Source organism: Paenibacillus sp. MMO-177 (assembly GCF_037147795.1).
Classification (GTDB): Bacteria; Bacillota; Bacilli; order Paenibacillales; family Paenibacillaceae; genus Pristimantibacillus.
Genome location: NZ_JBBCUR010000002.1, coordinates 677,845 through 700,711 on the forward strand (window position 1 = coordinate 677,845; position 22,867 = coordinate 700,711).

Here is a 22,867-nt window from a genome sequence, read left to right on the forward strand (position 1 = left end):
TCCCGTCTATTACAACGGGACCCTTGTTTCCTTACGTATGAGATTGTATGTAATTGACTACTTCTCCCACCGTGGTGATGGTCTCTGCATCTTCATCAGAGATCTCCATATCAAACTCGTCTTCCAGTTCCATGACCAACTCAACGACATCAAGAGAGTCAGCGCCGAGGTCATCTTTGAAGGAAGCTTCCAGCGTGACTTCCGCTTCGTCTACGCCAAGTCTGTCGACGACGATACGTTTTACACGTTCTACTACTTCGGACATCCGATTCACCTCCTCCTAGGGTATTATACGAGAATTTAAGACAAAACGCCATACATAACCGTTGCATTTCCGGTCATTGCGGCGTGATGCTATCTTACATGTACATGCCGCCGTCAATATGGACGGTTTGACCTGTCATATAGGAAGCAGCATCGGATGCGAGAAAGCGTACCGCTGCCGCAATATCCTCGGCTGCGCCAAGGCGCGCAAGAGGAATTTGCGAAGAAAGCGATTCCTTCATCTCGGAGGACAGCTTGTCCGTCATATCCGTTTGAATAAAGCCTGGAGCAATGCAATTTACGGTAATGCCGCGGGATGCAAGCTCGCGCGCGCTCGACTTCGTGAGGCCGATAACGCCTGCTTTCGCCGCGACATAGTTCGCCTGACCCGGATTTCCGAGCACGCCCACTACCGAAGAGATATTAATAATGCGTCCGGCACGCTGCTTCATCATTGGCCGCGTAACCGCTTTGATCCCGTTAAAGACACCCTTCAAGTTCGTCTCAATAACTTGGTCAAATTCCTCTTCTTTCATACGCATAATTAAATTATCTCTTGTAATGCCTGCGTTATTCACCAAAATATCGATTGAACCGAATTGATCAACAACTTCTTTGACCATGGCTTCGAATTCGTCGGTTTTGCCAACGTTCGCTTTCAGAATGATAGCGCGGCGGCCAAACGCTTCAACCGCTTTGGCCGTCTCCGCCGCAGCAGCCTCGCTGCCCGAGTAGTTGATCGCTACATCGGCGCCGGCTTCCGCAAGCGCAACGGCAATAGCACGGCCGATACCGCGGGATGCGCCCGTTACAAGCGCTTTTTTGCCTTCAAGACTAGCAAACATGGTATACCTCCTCCAAGTTTTGCATGAGCACGATGCTACAGTGTTTCGAGTGCAGCAATGCTGTTTACCGAGATGACGCGCAGATTTTTGTCGACTTTCTTGATCAAACCCGCAAGCACGGTGCCCGAACCGATCTCAACGAAAGTATCCACGCCTTGTTCAGCCAAATAACGGACGGTATCTTCCCATAATACAGGGGAATAAACCTGCTCAACCAGAAGATTGCGAATCGAGGCCGCTTCCGTCACCGGTGCAGCCGTGACGTTCGCCACCACCGGAATAGCCGCATCGTTCATCGACACTTCCGACAAAACGCCGGACAGCTTCTCGGCTGCCGGCTTCATCAGCGAGGAATGGAACGGGCCGCTTACTTCCAGCGGAATGACGCGCTTCGCGCCCGCTTCTTCCTTGCCCCGCTCAACAACCGCTTGAACGCCGGCTGCGGAACCCGAAACAACGATTTGTCCCGGACAGTTAACATTCGCCAGTTCAACCGTATTTCCTTCTTCCGTGATCTTCGAACATAATTCGGCAAGAACGCCGCGTTCCGCTCCAAGCACGGCAGCCATTGCGCCCTGTCCGCTAGGAACAGCCTGCTCCATGAACTCGCCGCGCGCGCGAACCGTGCGGACCGCATCTTCAAAGCCGAGTACGCCTGCAGCAACCAGCGCGCTGTACTCGCCAAGGCTGTGACCGGCTACATAATCGGCCTTGAGTCCGCGGCTTTCAAGTGTCTTCAGCAAGGCAACACTTACCGTCAGAAGTGCCGGCTGCGTATTAACCGTCTGCTTCAGCACATCGTCAGGACCGTTGAAAATAATATCGCTCAGCTTGAAGCCCAGTGCTTCATCCGCTTGCTCGAAGACAGCGCGGGAGCTTTCAAACGCTTCGTACGCGTCTTTGCCCATGCCAACGGCTTGAGCGCCTTGGCCGGGAAACACAAATGCAGTTTTGCTCAAACGAATTCCCTCCATTACCAGATCAATACGGAAGCGCCCCAGGTGAGGCCTCCTCCGAAGCCAACGAACACAAGGCAGTCCCCAGCGTTAACTCTTCCCTGCTCTACAGCTTCAGCCAGCGCAACCGGAATCGATGCAGCGGACATATTGCCGTATTTGTCCAAGTTAACCATACACTTTTCTTCCGACAGGTCGAGTCGGTTAAGAGCCGATTGAATGATACGGACATTGGCTTGGTGAGGTACAAGCAGATTGATATCCTCTTTGCTCATCCCGGCTTTGCGAAGAGCTTCCTCCGCCGCATTGCCCATAATGCGCACCGCGAATTTAAACACTTCATTGCCGGCCATATGAATGTAATGCTTCTTCGACGCAACGCTTTCCGCCGTTGAAGGCATACGCGAACCGCCGCCGCTCACTTTCAAGAGATCTCCGCCGCCGCCGTCAGCGCCAAGCTCGAACGACTTGAAGCCTCGTCCTTCCTCTACTTGTCCGAGCACAACGGCACCTGCGCCGTCGCCAAACAAGATGCACGTATTGCGGTCCGTATAATCCGTAATCCGGGACAAGGTTTCCGCCCCGACAACAAGGACATGCTTGTACATGCCGGTAGCGATCATATTCGAAGCGGTTGCCAGACCGTATATAAATCCGGAGCAGGCCGCCGACAAATCAAATGCAGCCGCTTTTTTCGCTCCAAGCTTTTCTTGCAGCAGGCATGCCGTTGAAGGGAAGAACGTATCCGGCGTAATTGTCGATACGATAATCAGGTCAATGTCTTCAATGGTAATACCCGCCGCTTTGATTGCTTTCAGCGATGCTTGATAAGCCAGATCGGATGTCGCCTGCTCCGCTGCCGCCAGACGGCGTTCGCGGATACCCGTGCGCGTTACGATCCATTCATCGTTGGTTTCCACCATTTGCTCAAGTTCTTGATTGGATAAAATCCGGTCGGGAACGTATTTGCCCGTACCAATAATGCCAACAGGATGCAATTTCATCATGACCTCCCGCCTATTTCCGCGGCTATAGACTCCGTAAGCTGGGCTTTGATAGCCGTCCGGGCCTGCCGGATCGCATTTTTCACAGCCTTAGCATCCGAGGAACCGTGACATTTCATCACTAGTCCGTTCAAGCCAAGCAGCGGAGCGCTCCCATGCTCCTTGTAATCCATCTTTTTACGCAACGCGCGAAGTCTCGGCATCATAATCGCTGCCGCAAGCTTCGTCATAAGGGTCTCGCCAAAAGCATCTTTCAGGAATGTCATCAGCGATCCCGCTGTCCCCTCCATCGCTTTAAGCATAATATTCCCCGCGAAACCATCACAAATGAGAATGTCACAGCTGCGATTAAGCAAGTCCCGCGCCTCAACGTTGCCGATAAAATTGATCGGTGCCTGCTCGAGCAGATCATAAGCCGCTTTCGTCAGCTCATTGCCTTTTCGCTCTTCTGTACCGACATTCAAAAGGCCTACGCGAGGGTTGTCAAAACCATGCACCTTTGCACGATAAATACTGCCCATGATAGCGTATTGGAGCAAATGCTCCGGCTTGGCGTCCATATTGGCACCAAGATCAAGCGCTAGAACTCCTACATCGTCCATTGTCGGAAGCATTGGCGCAAGCGCGGGACGCTCGATTCCGTCCAGTCTGCCTACCACGAGCAGTCCGGTGGTCATCAATGCTCCGGTGTTGCCCGCGGAAATCATCGCATCGGCGCGTTTCTCGCGTACCAATTGGCCGGCAACGACCATGGACGAGCCTTTTTTTCGGCGAACCGCTTTGACCGGTTCTTCATCCGGACCGATCACCTCATCGGTATGGCATAACGTCACATTGGCCGGTTTCTGTCCTTTTAGCAGCGGCTCGACTGCCGCCGTATCTCCAACAAGAACCAATTCCGTGTCCGGCCACTCCGCCGCAGCTCCCAGCACGCCCTGCACAATAAGTCCAGGGGCGTGGTCGCCTCCCATCGCATCTATGGCGATCCGCATGTTTTTTTACCTCCCAGACGCTCTGCCTCGCAAGAAAGGCAAAGCGCTAACATAAAAGCCTATGCCTCGTTCTCTCCTTCACCAGCCGACCGGTAAATGACGAAGTTCCCTTGGAACACCATTTCATCCCCGACATAGGTAAAGAGCTCCACCTTCGACTTGTGGCGCTCGCCGGATATCGAACGTACATAAGCTTTAGCAATGCACTTCTCGCCCAGCTTCACCGGTCTGATAAAGCGGATGTCCGCCGTGACCGTCAGAGCGATTTTCTCTTCAATAACAGCAACAGCCAGCGAGTTCGCCTGGGCAAATACATGATGGCCCCGGGCAATCCCCGTACGCGAGAAAACATGCTCTTCTCGAATTTCGAATATCGAGATCCCGCTTTTGTCCAGCTGCAGATCTACGATGTCACCAATCACTTCGTGCAGCGGCAAGGACTGAACGGAATCGTAAGAACGCTCAGCCATCAGCTTCATCCGCTCGCGCAGCTCGGGAATGCCCAGTTCCATCCGGTCAAGCCTTATGGTCTGAATGCTGACTTTCAAATGTCTCGTCAGCTCCCGGTCCGTCATAAACGGATTTTCGTCAATTAATTGCGCGAGCAGCTGATGCCGCTGTCGCTTAGGCATTCGTTCGATCTTCGGCACCACCTTAACAGTATTGTGACCCTTGTCTGATTTTACTCGAATAATGGCTGATATTATAACCTGGTACTAATAAAGTATATAAAAAAAAGAGTATGTAGGCAACGGACACAAAAAAATAGCACCTCATCGTAATGAAGTGCTATTGTGGGAAACCCCGAGATTATTGGGAAATAATCTCTTTCGTTTTGTAATATCCGCACACTTTGCATACGTGGTGGCCAAGTTTCAGCTCTCCACATTGCTCGCATTTTACCATACCTGGTACCGCCAGTTTGAAATGCGTACGACGTTTGTCGCGGCGAGTTTTGGATGTTCTTCTTTGAGGTACTGCCATGTTTCCCACCTCCTTCACAGAATCAATCAGTAATGCTTTATTGTTCGTCTTTGAATAAATCCTTGAGCACTGCCATACGAGGGTCAATTCTCTCGGTAGAGCAGCCGCATTTTTGTTCATTTAAGTTCTGTCCGCAATTCTGGCACAGTCCTTTGCAATCCTTACTGCATAACGGAGCGAACGGCATGAACAGCTGAAGCACTTCTTCCACATAAGGCTTCAAATCCAGCCTGTCCCCTGTTACGGCAATAACGTCGTCATCCTCGTCCTCTTCGGTTTCTTCCCCGTCCTTTTCGGACGCCGGCTTGAACTGGTCGGACACAGGGATAACGGTATGAAGCTTCACGGGGTCAAGACATCTTGAGCAGGCGAGCTCCCAATCAATGGTCAATTCGCCTTCGACCGTAATCGAGCCTTCATTGCCCGTTACCTGAAGCGACACATGAAGCGGACCGTGACTGATGACATCCGATCTGTCTTTGAATAACGCCGACACATCCAGATTCTCATCAATCTTTGCCTTAATGCCTTTGGACATCGTTTCTTGTACATGAAACTGCATGTGATCACCCCAAACAAACAAAAATTATTATATCTATTATCGAGCGGTTTTGTCAACATTTTCACACTGTTTTTCATCTTTTCTCGTGTTATTTCGTGAATAAATAGATGGCCATGTGCTATGATGGGACATATATCCATCCGAAATAAGGAGATGTCAGATTGCGAACGGTAGGACTAATTGTTGAGTATAACCCATTTCACAACGGTCATCAATATCATTTGCGCGAATCGGTCAAAATAGCACAAGCCGACGCCGTTGTAGCCGTTATGAGCGGGCATTTTCTGCAGCGCGGAGAACCGGCCGTCATGGATAAATGGGCCAGGACGGAAGCGGCGCTGCGCGGCGGCTGCGATCTGGTCCTGGAGCTGCCGGTTGCGTACGCTACGCAAGCAGCCGAATGGTTCGCTTACGGGGCTGTCTCCATTCTGGAGGCGGCAGGCGTCGTAGACGCTTTTTGCTTCGGTACGGAAAGCGGCGAGATCGAAGTGCTGCATGAAGCGGCCAAGCTTGTTGCTCACGAGCCGCCGGCCTTTCAAGATCTGCTTAGGGAAGCCTTGGAGAACGGAAGCAGCTATCCTAGCGCCTACAGCTCCGCAATAGCCACTTATCTTGCTTCGGTCGGCCGCACGGATGCGGCTGGTTTTCCTTTCGCCCAGCCGAACCATACGCTGGGGCTTCATTATTTAATCGCGCTGGAACGGATTGGCGGGCGGATGCTGCCCTACACGATCCGCCGGGAAAAATCCGAGTACGGGCAAACGACGGTTACCGACAGCGCGATAGCAAGCGCCACCGCGATCCGCAAGCTGCTGTTGGAAGGCGGCGAGCTTGAAGCGAGCAGGACGCTGGTGCCTGCCGGTACTTTTGATGTGATGCGGAGGGAATGGTCCTCCGGAAGAAGCCCTGTAAGCTGGGCGAATTTCGTTCAACAGCTGCTCCATGCCGCCGTTACCCATACGCCTGAGCAGCTTGCCGGTTACCGGGAAATGACGGAAGGGCTCGAATACAGACTTCTTCAGGCGCTTCCAAGGCTTGCCCATACCGGATTTGAACCGCTGCTTGATGTCCTTAAGACGAAACGCTACACGCGGACCAAGTTGCAGCGCTCCCTTCTTTCTATTCTGCTCCATCACAAGAAAGAAGATTTCACGCCGGAAAAACTGGCTTCCGGCGTGCAATATATCCGCGTCCTTGGCTTCACAAGCAAAGGACGGGAGCTACTGCGCCGGATGAAGAAGGAAGCGAAGCTTCCCGTCCTGCTAAGCGCTGCCAGAGCTCCAGTTGAGTCCAGATACCTCGAGCTGGATACGCAAGCTTCGGCCGTCTATATGCTGGGTCAGCCCGGACATGAATCGGCGGCAGCGATGTACCGCGATTTTACGGACAGGCCTGTTATTATCGGTTGATGCCTGCTTCATCCTGTATTGCCGCAATTGCTGAGCCCAGCGAGGTGACGGGAACAACCTTCATCTCGCTGCGAAGCTCCTTCGCTTTGGCCGCAGCCTCCGTATAGTTATCTTTAGGAGCAAGGAACAGCTCCGCCCCCGCATGGTCCGCCGCAACGATTTTCAAGGAAATCCCGCCGATTGCTCCCACGTTCCCGTCTTTATCGATCGTTCCCGTTCCCGCGATTCTGAACCCCCGGGTAAAGTCCTCATCCAATAGAAGATTAAGAGACTGCAGCGCAAACATTAGACCGGCAGACGGTCCTCCAACGTTACTGGCCGCGATCTTAATTTTCTTGCTGTCATCGTCCGGCTGAGGCCCGACAGACGTTATTTTGTACGGAATATCCGCATAGCGGTAAGCAGCCTCCACCGCAAGGTTCTGGGATGCAAGCATGTCCTTGGATACCTGCGCCATATAATCCTTCTCCGACAGCCCTTTCATTACCGAGCCCTTGCTCAATATTTGAAAGTCTTTATTCCCGATTGCTTGAATCGCCTGCCAATACTTCGCATCGCTTAACTTGACGGTCGTAACCAGGAAAACGCCCCGCTTGTCCGTCCCGGAATCGGTCTGCCGGATTCCTGCGCCCCGACCGCTTTGCTGGACTAACGGCGCGGTCTCGAACGTTAGACCAGGCTCATAGACAACAAGCGGTGTCGGAGCATACACAATGACCCACAGTATAACGGCAATCAAAAAAATCCCGGCCGCCTGCCTCATCCTGCCGTTCAGCCTGAACTTGCTCATTGAAGCCTCCCTTCCCGCAAGGGCTTGGTCTATCCCGCCCTAGACGAGCGTACAATGGAACAGACCCCGGTTCGTCCGGGCCTCTTGCGTAATCGATGATCCTAATCCCAATGGAGTTGATAGATATGGCACGAACGATTATGTATGCGGCAATTTCGATTCTGATGGTTGCCGCTATCATACGTCAGCCGGATGAAGCGTTCCAGGCTTCCCTTCAGGGGCTGACTATCTGGTGGAATATCGTTTTCCCCGGTCTGCTGCCCTTCCTTGTCTTGTTTGAATTAATCGCCGCCTTCGGCCTTATTCACGGAATTGGCGCTCTCCTTCGTCCTCTGATGCGGGGCTTGTTCAAGCTGCCCGGCGAAGCTGCGCTGCCGCTGCTTTTTGGATGGCTGTCCGGGCATCAGGCAGGTGCGGAAGCGACGGCCGCACTTCGCCGCGATCGGCTCGTTACCAAACGCGAAGGACAAAGACTGCTCGCCTTGTCCCATATGCCGAGCCCGCTTTTTATGCTGGTTGTCATTGGAGCAGGCTTCTTTCATCGGCCGGAGCTTGGTTTATTTATCGCTCTTATGGTCTGGCTCTCCGCGCTTTGTACGGCGGGATGGCTCTCGCTGTTTAGCCGGCGGAAGTCTCCGTGGCATCCGCCAGATACCCCTCATGCGGCCGTTGCACCCCGAGGATTGATGGAAAACGTGGCACAAGCGATAACGACAAGCCGAGATCGTGACGGCCGCGGCTTCGGCAAGGTACTTGGCGATGCGGTCTCTTCCGGCGTTCAAAAGCTGCTGGTTGTCGGCGGCTTTATGATTTTCGCTTCCGTCGCAGCCCGGCTGGCATTGCCGCTCATCCAATTCGCTCTGCCAAGCGGTATCGCCGAGTTAGTGCTGCCTGCTTTGCTCGAGAGTCATATCGGCGCCTATGGGGCTGCCGTATGGCAAGGTCCCGGCATCACCACCGCTATAAGCGCTGCTGCGGTCGCGGCAATCCTTGCCTGGAGCGGTTTAAGCGCGCTGCTGCAGTCCGGCTATGCCATTACCGGCACGGATTTGAAGCTGCTGCCGCTCATCGGCGTCAGACTGCTGCATGCGCTGCATGCCGGTGCGCTCGCTTTGCTGCTGTGGAAACCCGCGCAGGCAGTTCTTGCAATGCTGCCAAGCCGGCTGACCGGCGCAACGGCAGCCATGCTGCAGGATGGCGCTCACTGGCAGCGCCCTTCCAACGCATACGAGGCCGTCACCGCACTTGGCCTCCCCTCGCTGTGGCCGTATGCGCTGACGGCCGTCGCCGTTCTTGCTATTTCGTTGCTGCTGTTGCGGGCAGCCGCACCCCGCACTCCCGACCTGAAGAAGCGCTAGTTAGCTGTTTGACCGCTTCGCGTTATATTTTTCTACGAGACGAGTCTCGATGGGAGCCGGAACAAGCTCATGAACCGGTCCGCCAAACATCGCGATTTCTTTCACAATGCTGGAGCTTAGATACGAATATTTCGGGTTCGTCATCATAAAGATCGTCTCGATCTCTTGATCCAACAATTGATTCGTCGAAGCTAGCGTCAGTTCGTACTCGAAGTCCGTCACCGAACGGATACCGCGGACAATAACGCTGGCCCGGCGCGATTTCATGAACCGCACGAGCAGATCGCGGAAGCTGTCGATCGATACGTTCGGAATATCGGCCGTTATTTCGCGAAGCATCTCCTTCCGCTCGTCGAGCGTAAACAACGGGCTTTTGCTTGTATTGTTCAGCACCGCCACGATGACGTGGTCGAATTGCTTGGCCGATCGGCGGATAATATCGAGATGTCCCAATGTCGGAGGATCGAAGCTCCCAGGGTAAACCGCTACTCGTCCGTTCTCATTCATCTGCATGGCTTGTTCCTCCGTCTGCGCTGCCGGGCGAATATCGGTAGATTGTAACTGCCGTATCGCCATATTTTTGTTTCTTAAGCAAACTAAAATGCTCCATCTCGTCCGGATACTCATGCCCGGAATCATGCTCCACCACAATGGTCGCCCCATCCTCCAGCAGCGACCGCTGAGCGAGATCGGCCATCAGCTCGTCCATATGGGTCAAGCGGTAAGGCGGGTCTAGGAAGACGAGAGAGAACGCGATCCCCCGCTTCTCCAGCAGCTTCAGCGCGCGCTCCGCGTCGTTGCGGTAAATTTCCGCATGCCGTCCCATTCCTGCCGCTTCGGTATTTAATTTAATAATATCAATGCTTATTTTTTCCCGGTCGATAAAGATCGTCCGCTCGATGCCTCTGCTCCAAGCTTCAATACCGAGCCCGCCGGTGCCGGCGAATAAATCAAGTGCCAGTCCACCGTCGAAAAACGGCCCAATCATGCTGAATATCGCTTCCTTCACCTTATCGGTCGTCGGGCGAGTATTCATGCCTGGCACCGCCTTCAGCGTGCGGCCTTTTGCCGCTCCCGCAATGACTCTCACTGCTTATTGCTCCCTTCCTCTACTATCGTTGCCTATCGTACCACACTTTCCCTTGGATTATAAAGGCACCTCATGAGGATGCCGGGAGCTCTTAATATTTTTTTTGGCGTAAAATGTATAATCGCCCACAAACCGGACAAGATAAAATCATCGGCGTCGGAAGATGCCGTAGACAACCGCGGAGAAGACTTACGTTTCCCCATAAGCTCTTCGTCCGGTTTCTCCTCTCCCATGAAAGGACGCTCAGAAATGAGCGTCCGATTTTTTTTGAATACTATTTTGAACACTAAAAAAAACAGCAGCCTACACTGTCGGCTGCTGTACGTAACGTATAAAGCTAATTAGCGGTTCATTCCCTGCATGTCGCCAGCATTGTTGTTGCTATTATCGCTAGTCGACTTTGATTCTGTCGGAGACAATTCGCTTTCCGTTACCCACATATGATTTTTCACCGGAGCCCCGCCATTAGTTGGTGTGTAATCAACCATGTATACGGTCGTTTGCTCAGCAGACACAATCTCAGCTGTTGCCCCCATCATGCCAGGCATATGATCAGCATCAAGTATAACTTGCGCACCTGGTTGCAGTTCTTTTTCTCCGGCGTCTTTAATTTCTTGTTGAATGACCCATTTATGACCGCTTACTTTTTCCCCGCCGTTTGCTGGCGTGTAATCCACTGTGTACGCTGTTGTCTTATAAGCGCCAACAATCGTTGCTATTGCACCTTTCATCCCGGGCATATGATCATCTTGTATCACAGCCTGACTTCCAGGTTTATAAGCAGGGTTTGTTTCTTCTTTTAAACCGGCGGGTACTTTACCGGAACCGGAATGGTTCATTTCGGAATGTTCCCTATTGGAATTCTCGGCCTGCTTGTTACCGTTCGACGCATTGTTCGCATCCCCGGCGTTTTTTCCGCATGCACTAAATACGGCAATCATTACAACGACAATGATCAATATCCATGTTCTTTTCATTCTGACCTAGCCTCCCAGAGATAATCAATAGCACAGATCTGCTAGAGTATTATGGACTCCGCAATTCATATAACAAGTGTAACCTGTACTTGTGAAGATCCGATGTAGAGTGCCAAAGCCATATTAGGAAAGATCAGATTTTTTTCGGAAGCCGGATCGTAATGACAGCCCCATCCTTGTTGTCCGCCCATACTTGTCCCCCATGTGCGGTGACTAGTTTCTTAACTATGGATAACCCTAAGCCGCTGCCGCCTGTTCTTCGGTTTCGTGACTTGTCACCCCGATAAAATCTTTCAAAAATATAAGGTATATCTTCTGTTTCAATCCCGCTTCCGGTGTCGTGTATACGAATCAGCACATCACGCCCTTCTTCGAAGGCTTCTACATGCACCTGTCCGTTTGCAGGCGTAAATTTCAGAGCATTGCTGAGTAGATTGACCAATATCTGAATCATGCGATTGTGATCAACAAATATTCGGATATGCGGATCGCATTGAAACGAAAGTTTCACCTCTTTTTCAAGGTAGGCAGCGGAAAGGAGCTCTACTACCTGTTGAATTAAAGCTTTCAGGGTTTCTTGTTTTCGTTCCAATTGAAATGCCGGTGAATCCAACTGAGTCAAGTCTTCCAGTTCGGCTACCATATTTGTCAAACGTTCAATCTCTTCATAGCAAGCGTGGATACGCTCTGGCGTTGGTTCCCATATGCCATCCTCGAAAGCCCTCATATGACTTTTAAGCGTGGCTAGCGGAGTCCTTAGTTCATGGGCTATATCTTCGGTCATGATCACTCGGAGCCGCTCTTGTCGATGAAGCTGAGCAGCCAGTTCGTTAAGCGACAACCCAAGTTCAGCGAGTTCATCATTCCCGCTGATCGCTATCCGCATATCGAGCTGCCCATTGGTCATATGCTCGGCGGCCTTTTTCATGTCCACAAGCGGCTTCGATATTCGTTTTGCAATATGAAAGCCTACAAAGACAGCAAGAACGATGGAACCGGCAAATGTCCATATGATCGATTGTATTAAAGCTTGTTCTAAGTGGTAATCCAATCCGGACGCATCATGGTTCATCCCCTCTGCTTGGTTATGGAACATCGAAATATGGTAATGAGTTGCCAATAACACGCTTAACGTCGAGATAAGTAAAATGCACGCAGCCGTACCAATAATAATGAACGCAAGACGAGTATGCAGCCTTTTATTCATGCTGCGCACCTGAAAAACGATAACCAGACCCGTAGACCGTAACGATATACCGGGGTTTTTTAGGATCCGGTTCAATCTTATGACGGATATTCTTTACATGCTGATCTATTGTGCGGATATCGCCTTCAAATGCATAACCCAGCACTTTATCAATCAATTCATCGCGAGTGAAATGACGCTGTGGATATTTGGCTAAAGCAAGCAGCAGCTTATATTCATTCGGTGTCAGATTAATGGGTTCCCCATGGCACAAAACCATTTGTTTCAGCGAATCGATTTCCAAATGGCCGTTGTTAAAGGATAAGCGGTCGGCAAGCAGTTGACTGTCGTCCGTACGGCGCAAGATTGCCCTGACCCTGGCTATCACCTCGCGAGGATCAAACGGTTTAGTCAAATAATCGTCAGCGCCGACCGACAACCCCTTGATACGATTGTTTTCCGAGACCTTGGCAGTTAGCATCAGAATAGGCATTGAATTCATCTTCCTGATCCTCAGGCAGACCTGTTCCCCGTCCATATCCGGAAGCATGAGATCCAGGATGACAAGATGTACGGAAGTGCGTTGCAGCACCTCTAGTGCCTCGCTCCCCGAGGCAGCTTCCATCGTCCTGAAGCCCTCTTTTTGCAGATAAGACACAACAACGTCACGAATTTTACTTTCATCATCCACGACCAAAATCGTTTTCAATCTTATTTACCCCCTAAAAAGAAGGATCATCAAGCGCATTACTCTTCACGCATGCGGCCCTCGAATGATCACCTCATACCTGAAACTTACCGTACAATACCCCCCTGGGGTATGTCAATGCCGGAATTGATTAATGGTGAAAGAACGCTTAGAAATGAGCGTCCGTTTTTTTGTAAAACAGGCTGTTTCCCCACTGCTAAATCCATTCATTTTGGTATATAGTTACAGTACCACTTTTAATAGACGGGGGGTTACGGTCCTATGAACCAAATCGGCAGCTATATTGTTCCCTTACTCATTATTCTGTTTGTCGTGTACCGGCGCTTGAGGCGTTCGGTAGGTTTTCAGCCTTTCAATCCGGGCAGGCTGAAAATGCGCATCGGTATCTTCAGCATCATTGGCGTTCTGCTGCTGGCCTCCGGCTTCCCGCATCCCGCGATCTACATTTCCGATGCCATCGGTATCGCCTGCGGCGCGGTCATCGCTTATTATGCAATCAAGCACAGCCGCTTCGAACAGCGCGAGGATACGTTGTATTACCGTACGCATGTGGGCATCGAGACGCTGGTCGTCCTGCTGTTCATCGGAAGAATCGCCTTCCGGATCATCGAGATGTTCGGCACCGGAGGCTCAATCGCCATCAATCCGGCGTTAAACAACGAAACGGCCCAAATGCAGCAGTATACGAATGATCCGCTGACCGCGGCAACCTTCTTCCTGCTTGTAGCTTATTATATCGGCTATTATACGTTTATCCTTCGCAAGAGCGACGAGAAAGCGGCGGTAAGCTAAAGAAGCGTTCCTTCGGGAACGCTTTTTTTCATGCACCTATAATCGTAACCTTGCGGCTTGTCACGAATATCATGCCATAAGCAATAAAAATGATGATGAGGGGATTGCAACATGGCCGTTTACCGTATAATCGTCGATTTGTCGGACCGGATGCTTCATCTGCTTGACGGAAATGTTGTCGTGCACTCTTATCCGGTTGGCATAGGCAAGATGGTAACTCAGACTCCTTCTGGGGAGTATAAGATTATTAACAAACAGGAAAATCCGGGCGGACCTTTTGGCGTGCTATGGATGGGTTTGTCCAAACCGCATTATGGCATTCACGGCACAAACGACCCTTCCTCCATCGGAAGAATGGTATCGCATGGCTGCATCCGTATGTACAACGAGGATGTGCTCGCTTTATCCGACCTTGTGCCGATTGGAACCCGGGTCACGATTCGCCCCTGAAAGCAAGAAAAAGCGGCAGTCTCTTAAGGGAGGGCTGCCGCTTGCAAAGTGACCGTCTGGGTCGCCTGTTCCCACACCGCCTTGCGGTTTAATGCCGCCGCCAAGTCTCTCATCGTTACATAGCCGGTTGAAATATCGAGCCGGGATTCAAGCGGTTGGCCATTAACCGTTACCTCGCCTCCGGTCCAGCCGATGACGGCTGCAAGCGACTCTCCCAGCGCCCGGGCAGCAACCCAGGTTGTTCCTCCCTCTAAGTATCCGACCGCGGCAACTAGACCGTCTACGAGAATGGGAACCGTCTGCGAAGATCGGAACATCGTTGTCGAAGGTGAGGAAGCAAAGGCCGTATCATACTGCTTCAAGGAATATTGGTTAATGAGCGCAACCAGCTTACCCGGATAAGCAGGATCTGTCGCATAACCGCTCACATACAGCATGTTTGCTTGTTGTTCGGGTGTCACGGCTGCCCGGACGCGGACGTAGCGAGGCGTCGCAAACAACAGATCCTGATCCTTCATGAAATGATACACGCTGTTATAAACACGGAACGAGGAATTCATGCTGACCCTTGTTCCGTCAACCACTTCCCAGGTTCCTTTTACCACCGCTTCGCCATGCCAATAAGCATTGGGAGTGCCCGATCCGACCTTAATACCTCCGAGATTGTACCAAGGATGAATGACGCCGCCCGTTTCCAACATACACTGCGCAAGCCGCAAGGAAGGAAAAATCGATGATCCTTCGCGTCTGACCTGCAGAACAGTCGGGACAAGCGCAGCAATAAACTGCGACCTTGTAAGAATCGCCATCCGACCTCCTCCTTTTCTATCAAACTATCATAGAAGCTGTCCCTCCCAGTTTATGGCGTCCCGATCCAGTCTGTAACGGTAACAGCCGCATTAGTAACAAAAAACTCCGTTATGCCCATCATCGGGACTAAACGGAGTTGCTTGATTTTACAGACTATAAAATTCACGCGTATTCCGAAGCAGCTGCTCCCGCACTGTCCGCTCCGGAAGCTGCTTGATCGCGGCGATATGCGCGCAAACATCATGAACCATTTGCGGCACGGTCATACGGCCCTCGTATGAGCCTTCGAAAGGCCATGGTCCGTCCGTCTCCACCATCATTTGTTCCAAAGGATATTGCTCAACCAACGACCTGATCTCTTGCTCGTAGGCAACGTCCGGCGTAAGCGAGATCATATAGCCGAGAGAAACCATCCGCTGGATTGTGGCTTCATCTCCCTTAAACCAGTGGAAATGGACCTTCTTCACCTGATGACGCTCCATGATATCGCAAGCCTTAGCCCCGTCTTCATATACCGCATGCAGAATGATCGGACGGCCGAGTTCCGCCGCAAGCCCTGCAAATCGGTCAAGTAATACGAGATACGGCGCCTCGTCAAAAGGCTGCCCCGCCTCTTCCGCAGAAGTCCGGGAATAATAAGGCAAGCCCACTTCGCCAATGGCGAACGCTTCTCCGGCTGCATGTTTGTCCCTTATCCAGGCAAACAGATCATCCTGTTCCGCCTCCGGAAGCACCGGCTGCTCGGGATGATAGCCGTATGCGGGAAACACCCGCCCCGTGAACCGCGCGGCAAGCGATGCGTTTGTCCTGCAGGAATCCAAATGCATCGATACCGCAACAACCGCTTCGATTCCCGCTCCAAAAGCCTGCTCCAGCATAGCTTGCCGATCCGCTTCTTCATAGGAATCAAGATGAATATGCGCATCTATTGCTTTTCCCGGTTCCATTATAATCACTCCTCCTTCCGCTTAATGAAGAAGCTCGTGAATCTGTTGCTTCAATTCATTAAACAACGGTTCCCGCCATAACTGCGGGGAACGCGGTCTTTCGAAAGGCACTTTAATTTCTTCCAAAATGACCGCCGGCGCAGATGACAATACGATAATCCGGTCAGACAGCAGTAAAGCTTCCTCAATGCTATGCGTAACAAGGAGTACCGCTCGTTTGTTTTGCTCCCAAATCGACATCAGCCACTGCTGCATCTGCTGTCTCGTTAATGCATCAAGCGCGCCAAACGGCTCATCAAGCAGCATTAAGGTATGGGGGGACAGCAGCGCCCGCAGGAAGGATACCCGCTGCTGCATCCCGCCGGATAATACATGGGGATAAGAATCGGCGTATTCCTCAAGACCGATGCGTCCCAGCCATTCCCGCGCCTGGCGCCCCGCTTCCCTGCGCTCCACGCCCGCAACATCAAGCGCGAGCTCAATATTGGCCGACACCGAACGCCAAGGCATCAGGGAGGCCTGCTGAGGCATATACGAAATATGCCCCCGGCTGCCGGTTACCTGCTTGCCTTCAATCCAGACTTCGCCGGCTGACGGCTGCTCGAGTCCGCCAATCAGCTGGAACAACGTTGTTTTCCCGCTTCCGGATGGACCGATGATGGAGACGAATTCGTTCTCGGCCACGCTTAGCGACAAGCCGTTCAGAACATTTTTCCGGCCGGAATCAAAGCTTTTATGGATCCCTTTTAGTTCAAGCGCTGGAGCCGTCATGCTCTTCCCTCTCCTTTCGCCGGACGCCACCGGATGACCAATCTCTCGATGAGGGCAACCAGACCAAACAAAGCAAGGCTTAGCGCCACGATCAAAAATACGGAAGCAAATACCCTTGCCGGCTCATAACCCTTGGACGACAGAATCATATAGTGGCCTAATCCTTTGTCCGCTCCGAGCCATTCCGCAACAACGGCGCTTAATACGGCGTAAGAAGCGGCGATTTTGAGGCCCGAGAATAAATGGGTAACGGCATTAGGCAATTCGAGCCGCGTAAACAGCTGCCAATCCCCTGCTCCAATCATCCGCATGTAATTGCGAAGGGTCGGGTCGGTGTCCTTGAAGCCATTCAGCATAGCGACGGATACCGGAAAGAAACAGACGATCCAGACCAGGATAAGCTTGGGCAGAACGCCGTAACCGAGCCATATCGTTAGAATCGGGCCAATCGCGATAACCGGCACGTTCTGCGTTACGACAAGCAGCGGATAGACGGCTCTCCGTACAAAAGGTATAAGATGAAGGATAGCGGCAAGGATGATGCCGGCTGCCCCGCCTCCGCCAAATCCGATAAGCGCCAGCTCTACCGTTGACCAGGCATTGTCCATCAAGCGCGGCCAGACGTCTAGCATTTCTTTTACGATAGATGTCGGCGATGGGAGCTGCCACTCGGGAACAACGCCGACATCAACCGACAGCTGCCACGCAGCAAGAATAAGGATGACGAGCAGCAGAGAAGGCCAGACCGCATGATACCAGCCTTTATTGCCCATCCGGATACTTCTCCAGCAGCCGGCCCATGGAAGCCCCGTTAGCCGGATTGAAATATACTTTCACCTGCGAGATGACGGAAGGACAGCCCATTTCGGTCATGGCTTCATTCATGGATTGCACGATTTCAAACAGCTGCGGAAGCTCGCCTTCCATTGTTGTCTCCAGCGGAGCTACCCGGTAAGGCACACCGGATGCTTTAATAATCTCGATAGCGCGGTCCACGTACGGAATAACGCTTTCCCCGTTTGGTGTTGTTGGCAGGATTTGAATACTTACAAGCGCGTTAGCCATCATCGTCAGCTCCTCTTATCCTATTGTTTTTCTAAGCTTTCGGCAGGAAGTCGTTCGTGAACGCTTTATCGGCATCCAGCTCTTTCTCCAGCAGCTTGTGGTCGAACATCCACCCGGAATAGTTAACCCAAACTTCCTTCTTCTGCACGCCCCACTGAGGAGCGTCATCCGTATATTTCGGGCTAAGCCACTTCTGGCTTGCGCGAACCAGGTCGGCATTCAGATCCGGCTCCGCCTTGATCAGCACTTCCGCCGCATCCTCCGGATGGTCAATCGCAAATTGATAGCCCTTAGCGGCACCTGCAACAAACGCCTTAACAATCTCCGGTTTCTCGGCGATCATTTTCTCGCTAGTTTCCAGAAGCGGCGTATAGTAATCAAGCTTTTCGCTATAATCGGTCAAATAAACCATGTTCAGCTTCTCGCCGCGCAGCTCTGCTTCAACGCCGGTCCAAGCATAGTAGATCCATGCAAAATCAATGTCGCGCTTCACGGCCGTGAAGAAATCCGTGTCGCCGATGCTGAGCATCTTCACTTTGGATACATCCGCATTCTCTTCCTGCATCAGAGAGCCGATTACCGCTTGTTCTACCGGTGCTCCCCAACCGCCGTAGGTTTTGCCTTCGAACTTCTTCGGAGAGTCGATACCCTTGGAAGCCGGCGAAGCGAAGCCCGAGGTATTATGCTGGATCACCGCAGCAACGGATACAAGCGGCACACCCGCGATACGCGCCATGGTAAGCGACTCTTGGTAGCCGACGCCAAACTCCGCTCCGCCGGAAGCTACCATTTTATCCGCGCCGTCCTGGCCGGGCTGAATAATCTCGACATCAAGGCCTTGCTCTCTGAAATAACCTTTATCCCGCGCCACGTACAAGCCGGTATGATTCGTGTTGGGCGTCCAGTCCAGAACCACCTTCACTTTGGTCAACGGCTTGTCCGCTCCATTGCCCGCAGGCTCGCTTTCCGTATTCTTGCTGCTGTTCGAGCCGCATGCGGCCAGCAGCACAACGACCGCCAGCATGGCGGCAACAACAGCATACCTTCTCTTTGCACCCGATCTCATCTTTCTTTCTCTCCCTCTCTGCTTCACTTTGACGTTTGCTATTACGGCCGGACTACCTTCTGAAAATAAAAAAAGCCCTCCGATTTCCGGAGAGCCATACAATTCGTCAGCTTTATTACAGGTCTGCCTGTTTCCTTCAATAAAAGGCACACCTAAATAACAATTCCTACGCTGGCATTATCCAGATCAGGTATAAGGGTCGGAATTTTCTTCGGAATTCCCTCTCAGCTGGCCTCAACCAGCTCCCCGGTGCTATTCACTTACGTCAGTAAACCTCATTATACCCTTTTTGCTCGAAAAAGCCAGCTTCCTTTTAAAGAATCGTAGATTTAGGTTTAGACATACGCCGTTTTTGCGCCTGGTGGGTTGTTGTCCTTATAGTCGGGTGACCGGCTTGAATAGTATGTAGTCGAGTGCATATCCGCTAATATCGAGAGGATTGAACCGGGGTGAAAAGAAGACGCAAGACGGGCAAAAAGCCGCAGCGGCCGAACAAATCGAAGTCCAGAAGACGAAGACCGGGAGGCCGGTCCAGATCATACCGCAGACGAACCGACAAGCCGCAATCAAGGCGAAAGCAACATCGCCGCTCCAAAAAGCGCAGCTCCGGGCGGTCTGCCGAAGCGAAACGGGCAATGCCTCCATCCGACGCTTCCCGGGAGCCAGGCGTAAATATTATCGGTTTTGTTCACGCGGAGATGGGAATCGGCGAATCCTCGCGGCTTGCGGCAAAAGCGGTCGATACGGCAGCCATTCCGTTTGGCCTGCTTAATTTTCCGCTTGCCGTAGCCTCGAGGATGTCCGATTACAGCTGGTCGCATAAGCTGCTGGACAAAGCCCGGTACAATACCAATATCTTTCATATGAACGCCGACTTTATGCGTCCTGCGCGCGAGCATTTCGGGGACGAATTGTTCAACAGCCGGTACAACATCGGGTATTGGCATTGGGAGCTGCCGGAGTTTCCGGAAGAGCATGCGGAGGGCTTCAACCATGTGAACGAGGTATGGGTGTGCAGCAAATTCGTAGCCGAGTCCGTCTCCAAACGGGCTTCCGTTCCCGTTATCACGATTCCCCACTGTATCCAGGTACAAGTTGCGCCCAATATTAACCGCGCTTCCTTCGGGCTGCCGGAGAACCGGTTTCTTTTTCTTATGATGTACGACGTTCAGAGCTCGACCTTGCGCAAAAACCCAAAGGCGGTAATCGAAGCCTTTAAGCTGGCCTTTGATAAGAACGATCAACGTGCAGGACTTGTCCTTAAAGTAAACAATGCGGACTTCCGCCCAAATGAGCTCGCCGAGCTGAAGAAGCTGATTGCGGAGCGGAGCAACATGTATTTAATCGATAGAGTGTTGTCCAGGCATGAAGTGAACGCCCTGCTGCAGTGCACGGACAGCTATGTCTCCCTTCACCGTGCCGAGGGCTTTGGTCTTGGCCTAGCGGAAGCGATGTATTTGGGCAAGCCGGTCATCGCGACGAATTGGTCCGGCAATACGGAATTTATGAATGCTGCCAATTCTTGCCCGGTATCCTACCAGCTCGTTAATATCGGCCAGGATTGGGGACCTTACAAGAGCCATCAGATTTGGGCGGAGCCTAATGTAAGTCACGCCGCGGAATACATGCAGCGTCTCGTATCCGATACGCGCTGGCGGGAATCGGTTGCCGCAAGCGGCATGAGGACCATTCATAATGATTTCTCGCCTGCCGTTATTGGCCAACGGATCAAAAACCGGTTAAAAGAGCTGAAGCTGATCTAATGCAATACAAGGCCTGCCCGGCGGGAGAGAGATTGCTCTTCCCCGCCGAGTCAGGTCTTATCAAGCCAGTTCATTGCGCCAATAATTCAATAAATCCTTCAGCGTCTCCTCGAACGGAATTTCCGGCTTCCATCCGGTCTGCTTATAAAACTTGGCATAATCGCCTACGAGCACCTTCACATCGGAGGGACGAAGCCTTGTTTTGTCTTCTTCTATCGTAATATCCACCGTACTATAGCTGAGCAGCGTTTGAATCACTTCGCGAATCATATGGGATTGACCGGATGCAATATTGTAAATTTCGCCGGCTTCGCAATAGTCCAGCGCCATCCGGTAGGCTCTTACGACATCCCGCACATCGGTGAAGTCTCTGCTAGCCTCCTGATTTCCCACATACAATACCGGAGGTTTTAGTCCCTTCTCGATCTCCGCAATTTGCTTGGCGAAATTCGAGCTTACGAACTGCTCGCCTCTGCGGGGGCCATGATGGTTAAAGGTCCGCGTTCTGACAATATGCTGTCCATAGGTTTTGAAGTATTGATAGCCCAAGTAGTCCTGTGCGATCTTGCTTACCGCGTACGGACTTATCGGTCGAAGCGGGTTAGTCTCTTTAACCGGCACCTCATCCGCTTCCACATGGCCATACTCCTCGCTGGAGCAGGCAATTAGCACTTTGGTGGATATGCCAAGCTTTCTTATTGCTTCCAGCAAATGAACCTGCCCCATAATATTGTTGGTCATTGTCTCAGCCGGAGATTCCCATGACAGCGGCACAAAGCTTTGCGCCGCCAAATGAAAGACCAGGTCCGGCCGTACCTCGGCCATCATGCGCTCAACCGCTTCGGGTTCCATCAGCTCGCACTCATACAGGCACATATCCGGCAGCAGATGGCGAATATGGCGCAGCGAACTGTGACTCCGCATGGTTCCTGTCACTTCAATCCCCTCGCCGAGCAAATGCTCGGCAAGATGACTGCCTACAAACCCGGTTATCCCTGTAATTAGTGCTTTCATCCCTGCCGCCCCTCTTGATCGGCAGTGAGCGCGGCGATGGCATGCTTGACATTTTGTTCGTCCGATTTTCGGCAAATCAGCAAGCCTTCTTCAGTCGAAACAATAATCAAATCCTCAATGCCGATCGCTACAACCTGCTGCTGCTCCGAATAAATAATGCTGTTGCGCGTAGCAAACGGGTATATTTGCCCCAGCAGCAAGTTCCCGTCGCCGTCGGTATTGAATATCCTCTCTAGCGAGGTCCAAGTTCCTACATCATCCCAAATAAATTCGATAGGGATCGTATAGAGGCGCTCTAGCTTTTCTACCAGGGCAAAATCGATAGAAAGCTTCTGCAAACGGGCATACGAATGCCTGAACTCTTCATCCTCCAGATCAAATATCGACCACATCTGCGGCTGGTACTTCATCATGTAACCGGCGATCGTTGAAGGCTTCCATATAAAAATACCGCTGTTCCAATACATATTCGGAAGCTCTATCAGCTTCTCCGCTTTTTCCTTGGTTGGCTTCTCGATAAATGCTTTAACTTCTTTGATCCGCCCCCCAAACCGGTCGGCATGTTCCTCGGTTTCCATCGTTTCGATATAACCGTACCCCGTTTCGGCTCTAGAGGGAACGATGCCAAGCGTTACGACTACGCCGTCCGCCTTGGCTGCCTGTTCCGCCGCCCGCAGTGCATCCATCAATTCCTCCGTATCCGGAATGTACTGGTCCGAAGGCGCCGTAACCAGTACGTCATCCAGCTCCAGCTTCATGAAGTAACTGGCTGTCAATGCAATGCAAGGCGCTGTGTCTCTTTGCGCAGGCTCCAAAATAATACGGTCTTCCCCCAGCTCTGGAAGCTGCTCCTTCACGATGGGCAAATAGTTCTCACTTACGGCGACGTACACCTTTTCCTCGGGCAGACAGGAACGGAACCGAGCATAGGTTTGCTGCAGCATCGTGGCCTCTTCCGAAGCTAATGTCAGAAACTGCTTTGGCTTCGCAACCGTGCTTCTTGGCCAAAAGCGCGTACCCTTACCTCCTGCCATAATAACAGCGATCATAGAATTTCACCTCG

27 protein-coding genes and 1 riboswitch are annotated in these 22,867 nt (G+C 52.0%); of the genes, 5 read left to right on the top strand and 22 right to left on the bottom strand.

Annotated features, from left to right (window positions below):
* Positions 1–31: 31 nt before the first annotated feature.
* The 8 genes from acpP to WFK81_RS08845 all read right to left on the bottom strand — a co-directional run bounded on the left by acpP (position 32) and on the right by WFK81_RS08845 (position 5,607).
* Positions 32–265, bottom strand: coding sequence for an acyl carrier protein (gene acpP, locus WFK81_RS08810; RefSeq protein WP_091181516.1), 234 nt, complete (start codon positions 263–265; stop codon positions 32–34).
* Between the two features lie 94 nt (positions 266–359).
* A complete protein-coding gene (fabG, locus tag WFK81_RS08815) occupies positions 360–1,109 on the bottom strand; it encodes a 3-oxoacyl-[acyl-carrier-protein] reductase (protein ID WP_127495195.1) in 750 nt (249 codons plus the stop codon).
* 35 nt (positions 1,110–1,144) lie between these two features.
* Positions 1,145–2,068: an ACP S-malonyltransferase gene (fabD, locus tag WFK81_RS08820; protein ID WP_336786045.1), complete on the bottom strand. Its 924-nt coding sequence runs from the start codon at positions 2,066–2,068 to the stop codon at positions 1,145–1,147.
* A gap of 14 nt (positions 2,069–2,082) precedes the next feature.
* Positions 2,083–3,069 (bottom strand): beta-ketoacyl-ACP synthase III, encoded by a 987-nt coding sequence (locus WFK81_RS08825; protein WP_336786457.1) that lies wholly within the window; start codon positions 3,067–3,069, stop codon positions 2,083–2,085.
* Complete coding sequence (gene plsX / locus WFK81_RS08830; protein WP_336786046.1) at positions 3,069–4,061, bottom strand: phosphate acyltransferase PlsX; 993 nt, start codon at positions 4,059–4,061, stop codon at positions 3,069–3,071. The genes WFK81_RS08825 and plsX overlap by 1 nt, the downstream gene beginning before the upstream one ends.
* 59 nt (positions 4,062–4,120) lie before the next feature.
* On the bottom strand, positions 4,121–4,693 hold the full coding sequence (gene fapR / locus WFK81_RS08835; protein WP_015845070.1) for a transcription factor FapR: 573 nt from the start codon (positions 4,691–4,693) through the stop codon (positions 4,121–4,123).
* 178 nt (positions 4,694–4,871) lie between these two features.
* A complete protein-coding gene (gene rpmF, locus WFK81_RS08840) occupies positions 4,872–5,045 on the bottom strand; it encodes a 50S ribosomal protein L32 (RefSeq protein ID WP_015845071.1) in 174 nt (57 codons plus the stop codon).
* Positions 5,046–5,082: 37 nt separating this feature from the next.
* Entirely contained in the window at positions 5,083–5,607 is a 525-nt protein-coding gene (locus WFK81_RS08845; protein ID WP_336786047.1) for a YceD family protein, read from the bottom strand.
* A 161-nt stretch (positions 5,608–5,768) separates the two neighbouring features.
* On the opposite strand from WFK81_RS08845, the gene WFK81_RS08850 reads away from it, so the two are divergent.
* Positions 5,769–7,016, top strand: a complete 1,248-nt coding sequence (locus tag WFK81_RS08850; protein WP_336786048.1) for a nucleotidyltransferase — start codon at positions 5,769–5,771, stop codon at positions 7,014–7,016.
* On the opposite strand, the gene WFK81_RS08855 is transcribed toward WFK81_RS08850, so the two are convergent.
* Positions 7,006–7,806, bottom strand: a complete 801-nt coding sequence (locus WFK81_RS08855) for a S16 family serine protease (RefSeq protein ID WP_336786049.1) — start codon at positions 7,804–7,806, stop codon at positions 7,006–7,008. The two genes, WFK81_RS08850 and WFK81_RS08855, sit on opposite strands and share 11 nt — an antisense overlap.
* 125 nt (positions 7,807–7,931) lie before the next feature.
* On the opposite strand from WFK81_RS08855, the gene WFK81_RS08860 reads away from it, so the two are divergent.
* Positions 7,932–9,164 carry a nucleoside recognition domain-containing protein gene (locus WFK81_RS08860; protein WP_336786050.1) on the top strand — a complete coding sequence of 411 codons (1,233 nt, stop codon included), beginning with the start codon at positions 7,932–7,934 and terminating at the stop codon, positions 9,162–9,164.
* Here the strand turns inward: WFK81_RS08860 and coaD are convergent, their stop codons facing one another.
* From coaD to WFK81_RS08885, 5 genes are all read right to left on the bottom strand, one after another.
* On the bottom strand, positions 9,165–9,677 hold the full coding sequence (gene coaD / locus WFK81_RS08865) for a pantetheine-phosphate adenylyltransferase (protein WP_336786051.1): 513 nt from the start codon (positions 9,675–9,677) through the stop codon (positions 9,165–9,167).
* Positions 9,664–10,254: a 16S rRNA (guanine(966)-N(2))-methyltransferase RsmD gene (gene rsmD / locus WFK81_RS08870; protein WP_336786052.1), complete on the bottom strand. Its 591-nt coding sequence runs from the start codon at positions 10,252–10,254 to the stop codon at positions 9,664–9,666. Before rsmD ends, coaD begins: the two co-directional genes overlap by 14 nt.
* A 341-nt stretch (positions 10,255–10,595) precedes the next feature.
* On the bottom strand, positions 10,596–11,231 hold the full coding sequence (locus tag WFK81_RS08875; protein WP_336786053.1) for a YdhK family protein: 636 nt from the start codon (positions 11,229–11,231) through the stop codon (positions 10,596–10,598).
* A 133-nt stretch (positions 11,232–11,364) separates the two neighbouring features.
* Positions 11,365–12,438 carry a sensor histidine kinase gene (locus WFK81_RS08880; protein ID WP_336786054.1) on the bottom strand — a complete coding sequence of 358 codons (1,074 nt, stop codon included), beginning with the start codon at positions 12,436–12,438 and terminating at the stop codon, positions 11,365–11,367.
* On the bottom strand, positions 12,431–13,126 hold the full coding sequence (locus WFK81_RS08885; protein WP_336786055.1) for a response regulator transcription factor: 696 nt from the start codon (positions 13,124–13,126) through the stop codon (positions 12,431–12,433). Before WFK81_RS08885 ends, WFK81_RS08880 begins: the two co-directional genes overlap by 8 nt.
* Before the next feature lie 261 nt (positions 13,127–13,387).
* On the opposite strand from WFK81_RS08885, the gene WFK81_RS08890 reads away from it, so the two are divergent.
* Entirely contained in the window at positions 13,388–13,918 is a 531-nt protein-coding gene (locus tag WFK81_RS08890; protein ID WP_336786056.1) for a hypothetical protein, read from the top strand.
* Positions 13,919–14,029: 111 nt separating this feature from the next.
* Positions 14,030–14,368 (top strand): L,D-transpeptidase, encoded by a 339-nt coding sequence (locus WFK81_RS08895; RefSeq protein WP_336786057.1) that lies wholly within the window; start codon positions 14,030–14,032, stop codon positions 14,366–14,368.
* A 23-nt stretch (positions 14,369–14,391) separates the two neighbouring features.
* Here the strand turns inward: WFK81_RS08895 and WFK81_RS08900 are convergent, their stop codons facing one another.
* The 6 genes from WFK81_RS08900 to WFK81_RS08925 all read right to left on the bottom strand — a co-directional run bounded on the left by WFK81_RS08900 (position 14,392) and on the right by WFK81_RS08925 (position 19,027).
* Positions 14,392–15,177, bottom strand: coding sequence for a glucosaminidase domain-containing protein (locus WFK81_RS08900; RefSeq protein WP_336786058.1), 786 nt, complete (start codon positions 15,175–15,177; stop codon positions 14,392–14,394).
* Positions 15,178–15,324: 147 nt separating this feature from the next.
* The gene (locus WFK81_RS08905) at positions 15,325–16,125 is read right to left on the bottom strand and encodes a TatD family hydrolase (RefSeq protein ID WP_336786059.1); all 801 of its coding nucleotides are present in this window, start codon (positions 16,123–16,125) and stop codon (positions 15,325–15,327) included.
* Between the two features lie 21 nt (positions 16,126–16,146).
* A complete protein-coding gene (locus WFK81_RS08910; RefSeq protein WP_336786060.1) occupies positions 16,147–16,896 on the bottom strand; it encodes an ABC transporter ATP-binding protein in 750 nt (249 codons plus the stop codon).
* Positions 16,893–17,669 carry an ABC transporter permease gene (locus tag WFK81_RS08915; protein WP_336786061.1) on the bottom strand — a complete coding sequence of 259 codons (777 nt, stop codon included), beginning with the start codon at positions 17,667–17,669 and terminating at the stop codon, positions 16,893–16,895. Before WFK81_RS08915 ends, WFK81_RS08910 begins: the two co-directional genes overlap by 4 nt.
* A complete protein-coding gene (locus tag WFK81_RS08920; protein ID WP_336773078.1) occupies positions 17,659–17,961 on the bottom strand; it encodes a thiamine-binding protein in 303 nt (100 codons plus the stop codon). The genes WFK81_RS08915 and WFK81_RS08920 overlap by 11 nt, the downstream gene beginning before the upstream one ends.
* Before the next feature lie 31 nt (positions 17,962–17,992).
* A complete protein-coding gene (locus WFK81_RS08925) occupies positions 17,993–19,027 on the bottom strand; it encodes an ABC transporter substrate-binding protein (RefSeq protein WP_336786062.1) in 1,035 nt (344 codons plus the stop codon).
* A gap of 146 nt (positions 19,028–19,173) precedes the next feature.
* Positions 19,174–19,286: riboswitch (TPP riboswitch) on the bottom strand.
* A 190-nt stretch (positions 19,287–19,476) separates the two neighbouring features.
* On the opposite strand from WFK81_RS08925, the gene WFK81_RS08930 reads away from it, so the two are divergent.
* Positions 19,477–20,790: a glycosyltransferase gene (locus tag WFK81_RS08930; protein WP_336786063.1), complete on the top strand. Its 1,314-nt coding sequence runs from the start codon at positions 19,477–19,479 to the stop codon at positions 20,788–20,790.
* Positions 20,791–20,850: 60 nt separating this feature from the next.
* Here WFK81_RS08930 and WFK81_RS08935 read toward each other — a convergent pair whose 3' ends face one another.
* Entirely contained in the window at positions 20,851–21,804 is a 954-nt protein-coding gene (locus WFK81_RS08935; protein ID WP_336786064.1) for a GDP-mannose 4,6-dehydratase, read from the bottom strand.
* Entirely contained in the window at positions 21,801–22,853 is a 1,053-nt protein-coding gene (locus WFK81_RS08940) for a mannose-1-phosphate guanylyltransferase (protein WP_336786065.1), read from the bottom strand. Before WFK81_RS08940 ends, WFK81_RS08935 begins: the two co-directional genes overlap by 4 nt.
* Between the last annotated feature and the right edge of the window lie 14 nt (positions 22,854–22,867).

Excerpts from the sequence above, each read along its gene's own strand:
- acpP (WP_091181516.1), bottom strand. The coding sequence starts at position 265 with ATGTCCGAAGTAGTAGAACGTGTAAAACGTATCGTCGTCGACAGACTT.
- fabG (WP_127495195.1), bottom strand. The coding sequence starts at position 1,109 with ATGTTTGCTAGTCTTGAAGGCAAAAAAGCGCTTGTAACGGGCGCATCC.
- WFK81_RS08825 (WP_336786457.1), bottom strand. The coding sequence starts at position 3,069 with ATGAAATTGCATCCTGTTGGCATTATTGGTACGGGCAAATACGTTCCC.
- plsX (WP_336786046.1), bottom strand. The coding sequence starts at position 4,061 with ATGCGGATCGCCATAGATGCGATGGGAGGCGACCACGCCCCTGGACTT.
- fapR (WP_015845070.1), bottom strand. The coding sequence starts at position 4,693 with ATGCCTAAGCGACAGCGGCATCAGCTGCTCGCGCAATTAATTGACGAA.
- rpmF (WP_015845071.1), bottom strand. The coding sequence starts at position 5,045 with ATGGCAGTACCTCAAAGAAGAACATCCAAAACTCGCCGCGACAAACGT.
- WFK81_RS08845 (WP_336786047.1), bottom strand. The coding sequence starts at position 5,607 with ATGCAGTTTCATGTACAAGAAACGATGTCCAAAGGCATTAAGGCAAAG.
- WFK81_RS08855 (WP_336786049.1), bottom strand. The coding sequence starts at position 7,806 with ATGAGCAAGTTCAGGCTGAACGGCAGGATGAGGCAGGCGGCCGGGATT.
- WFK81_RS08860 (WP_336786050.1), top strand. The coding sequence starts at position 7,932 with ATGGCACGAACGATTATGTATGCGGCAATTTCGATTCTGATGGTTGCC.
- coaD (WP_336786051.1), bottom strand. The coding sequence starts at position 9,677 with ATGCAGATGAATGAGAACGGACGAGTAGCGGTTTACCCTGGGAGCTTC.
- WFK81_RS08875 (WP_336786053.1), bottom strand. The coding sequence starts at position 11,231 with ATGAAAAGAACATGGATATTGATCATTGTCGTTGTAATGATTGCCGTA.
- WFK81_RS08880 (WP_336786054.1), bottom strand. The coding sequence starts at position 12,438 with ATGAATAAAAGGCTGCATACTCGTCTTGCGTTCATTATTATTGGTACG.
- WFK81_RS08890 (WP_336786056.1), top strand. The coding sequence starts at position 13,388 with ATGAACCAAATCGGCAGCTATATTGTTCCCTTACTCATTATTCTGTTT.
- WFK81_RS08895 (WP_336786057.1), top strand. The coding sequence starts at position 14,030 with ATGGCCGTTTACCGTATAATCGTCGATTTGTCGGACCGGATGCTTCAT.
- WFK81_RS08900 (WP_336786058.1), bottom strand. The coding sequence starts at position 15,177 with ATGGCGATTCTTACAAGGTCGCAGTTTATTGCTGCGCTTGTCCCGACT.
- WFK81_RS08905 (WP_336786059.1), bottom strand. The coding sequence starts at position 16,125 with ATGGAACCGGGAAAAGCAATAGATGCGCATATTCATCTTGATTCCTAT.
- WFK81_RS08910 (WP_336786060.1), bottom strand. The coding sequence starts at position 16,896 with ATGACGGCTCCAGCGCTTGAACTAAAAGGGATCCATAAAAGCTTTGAT.
- WFK81_RS08915 (WP_336786061.1), bottom strand. The coding sequence starts at position 17,669 with ATGGGCAATAAAGGCTGGTATCATGCGGTCTGGCCTTCTCTGCTGCTC.
- WFK81_RS08920 (WP_336773078.1), bottom strand. The coding sequence starts at position 17,961 with ATGGCTAACGCGCTTGTAAGTATTCAAATCCTGCCAACAACACCAAAC.
- WFK81_RS08925 (WP_336786062.1), bottom strand. The coding sequence starts at position 19,027 with ATGAGATCGGGTGCAAAGAGAAGGTATGCTGTTGTTGCCGCCATGCTG.
- WFK81_RS08935 (WP_336786064.1), bottom strand. The coding sequence starts at position 21,804 with ATGAAAGCACTAATTACAGGGATAACCGGGTTTGTAGGCAGTCATCTT.
- WFK81_RS08940 (WP_336786065.1), bottom strand. The coding sequence starts at position 22,853 with ATGATCGCTGTTATTATGGCAGGAGGTAAGGGTACGCGCTTTTGGCCA.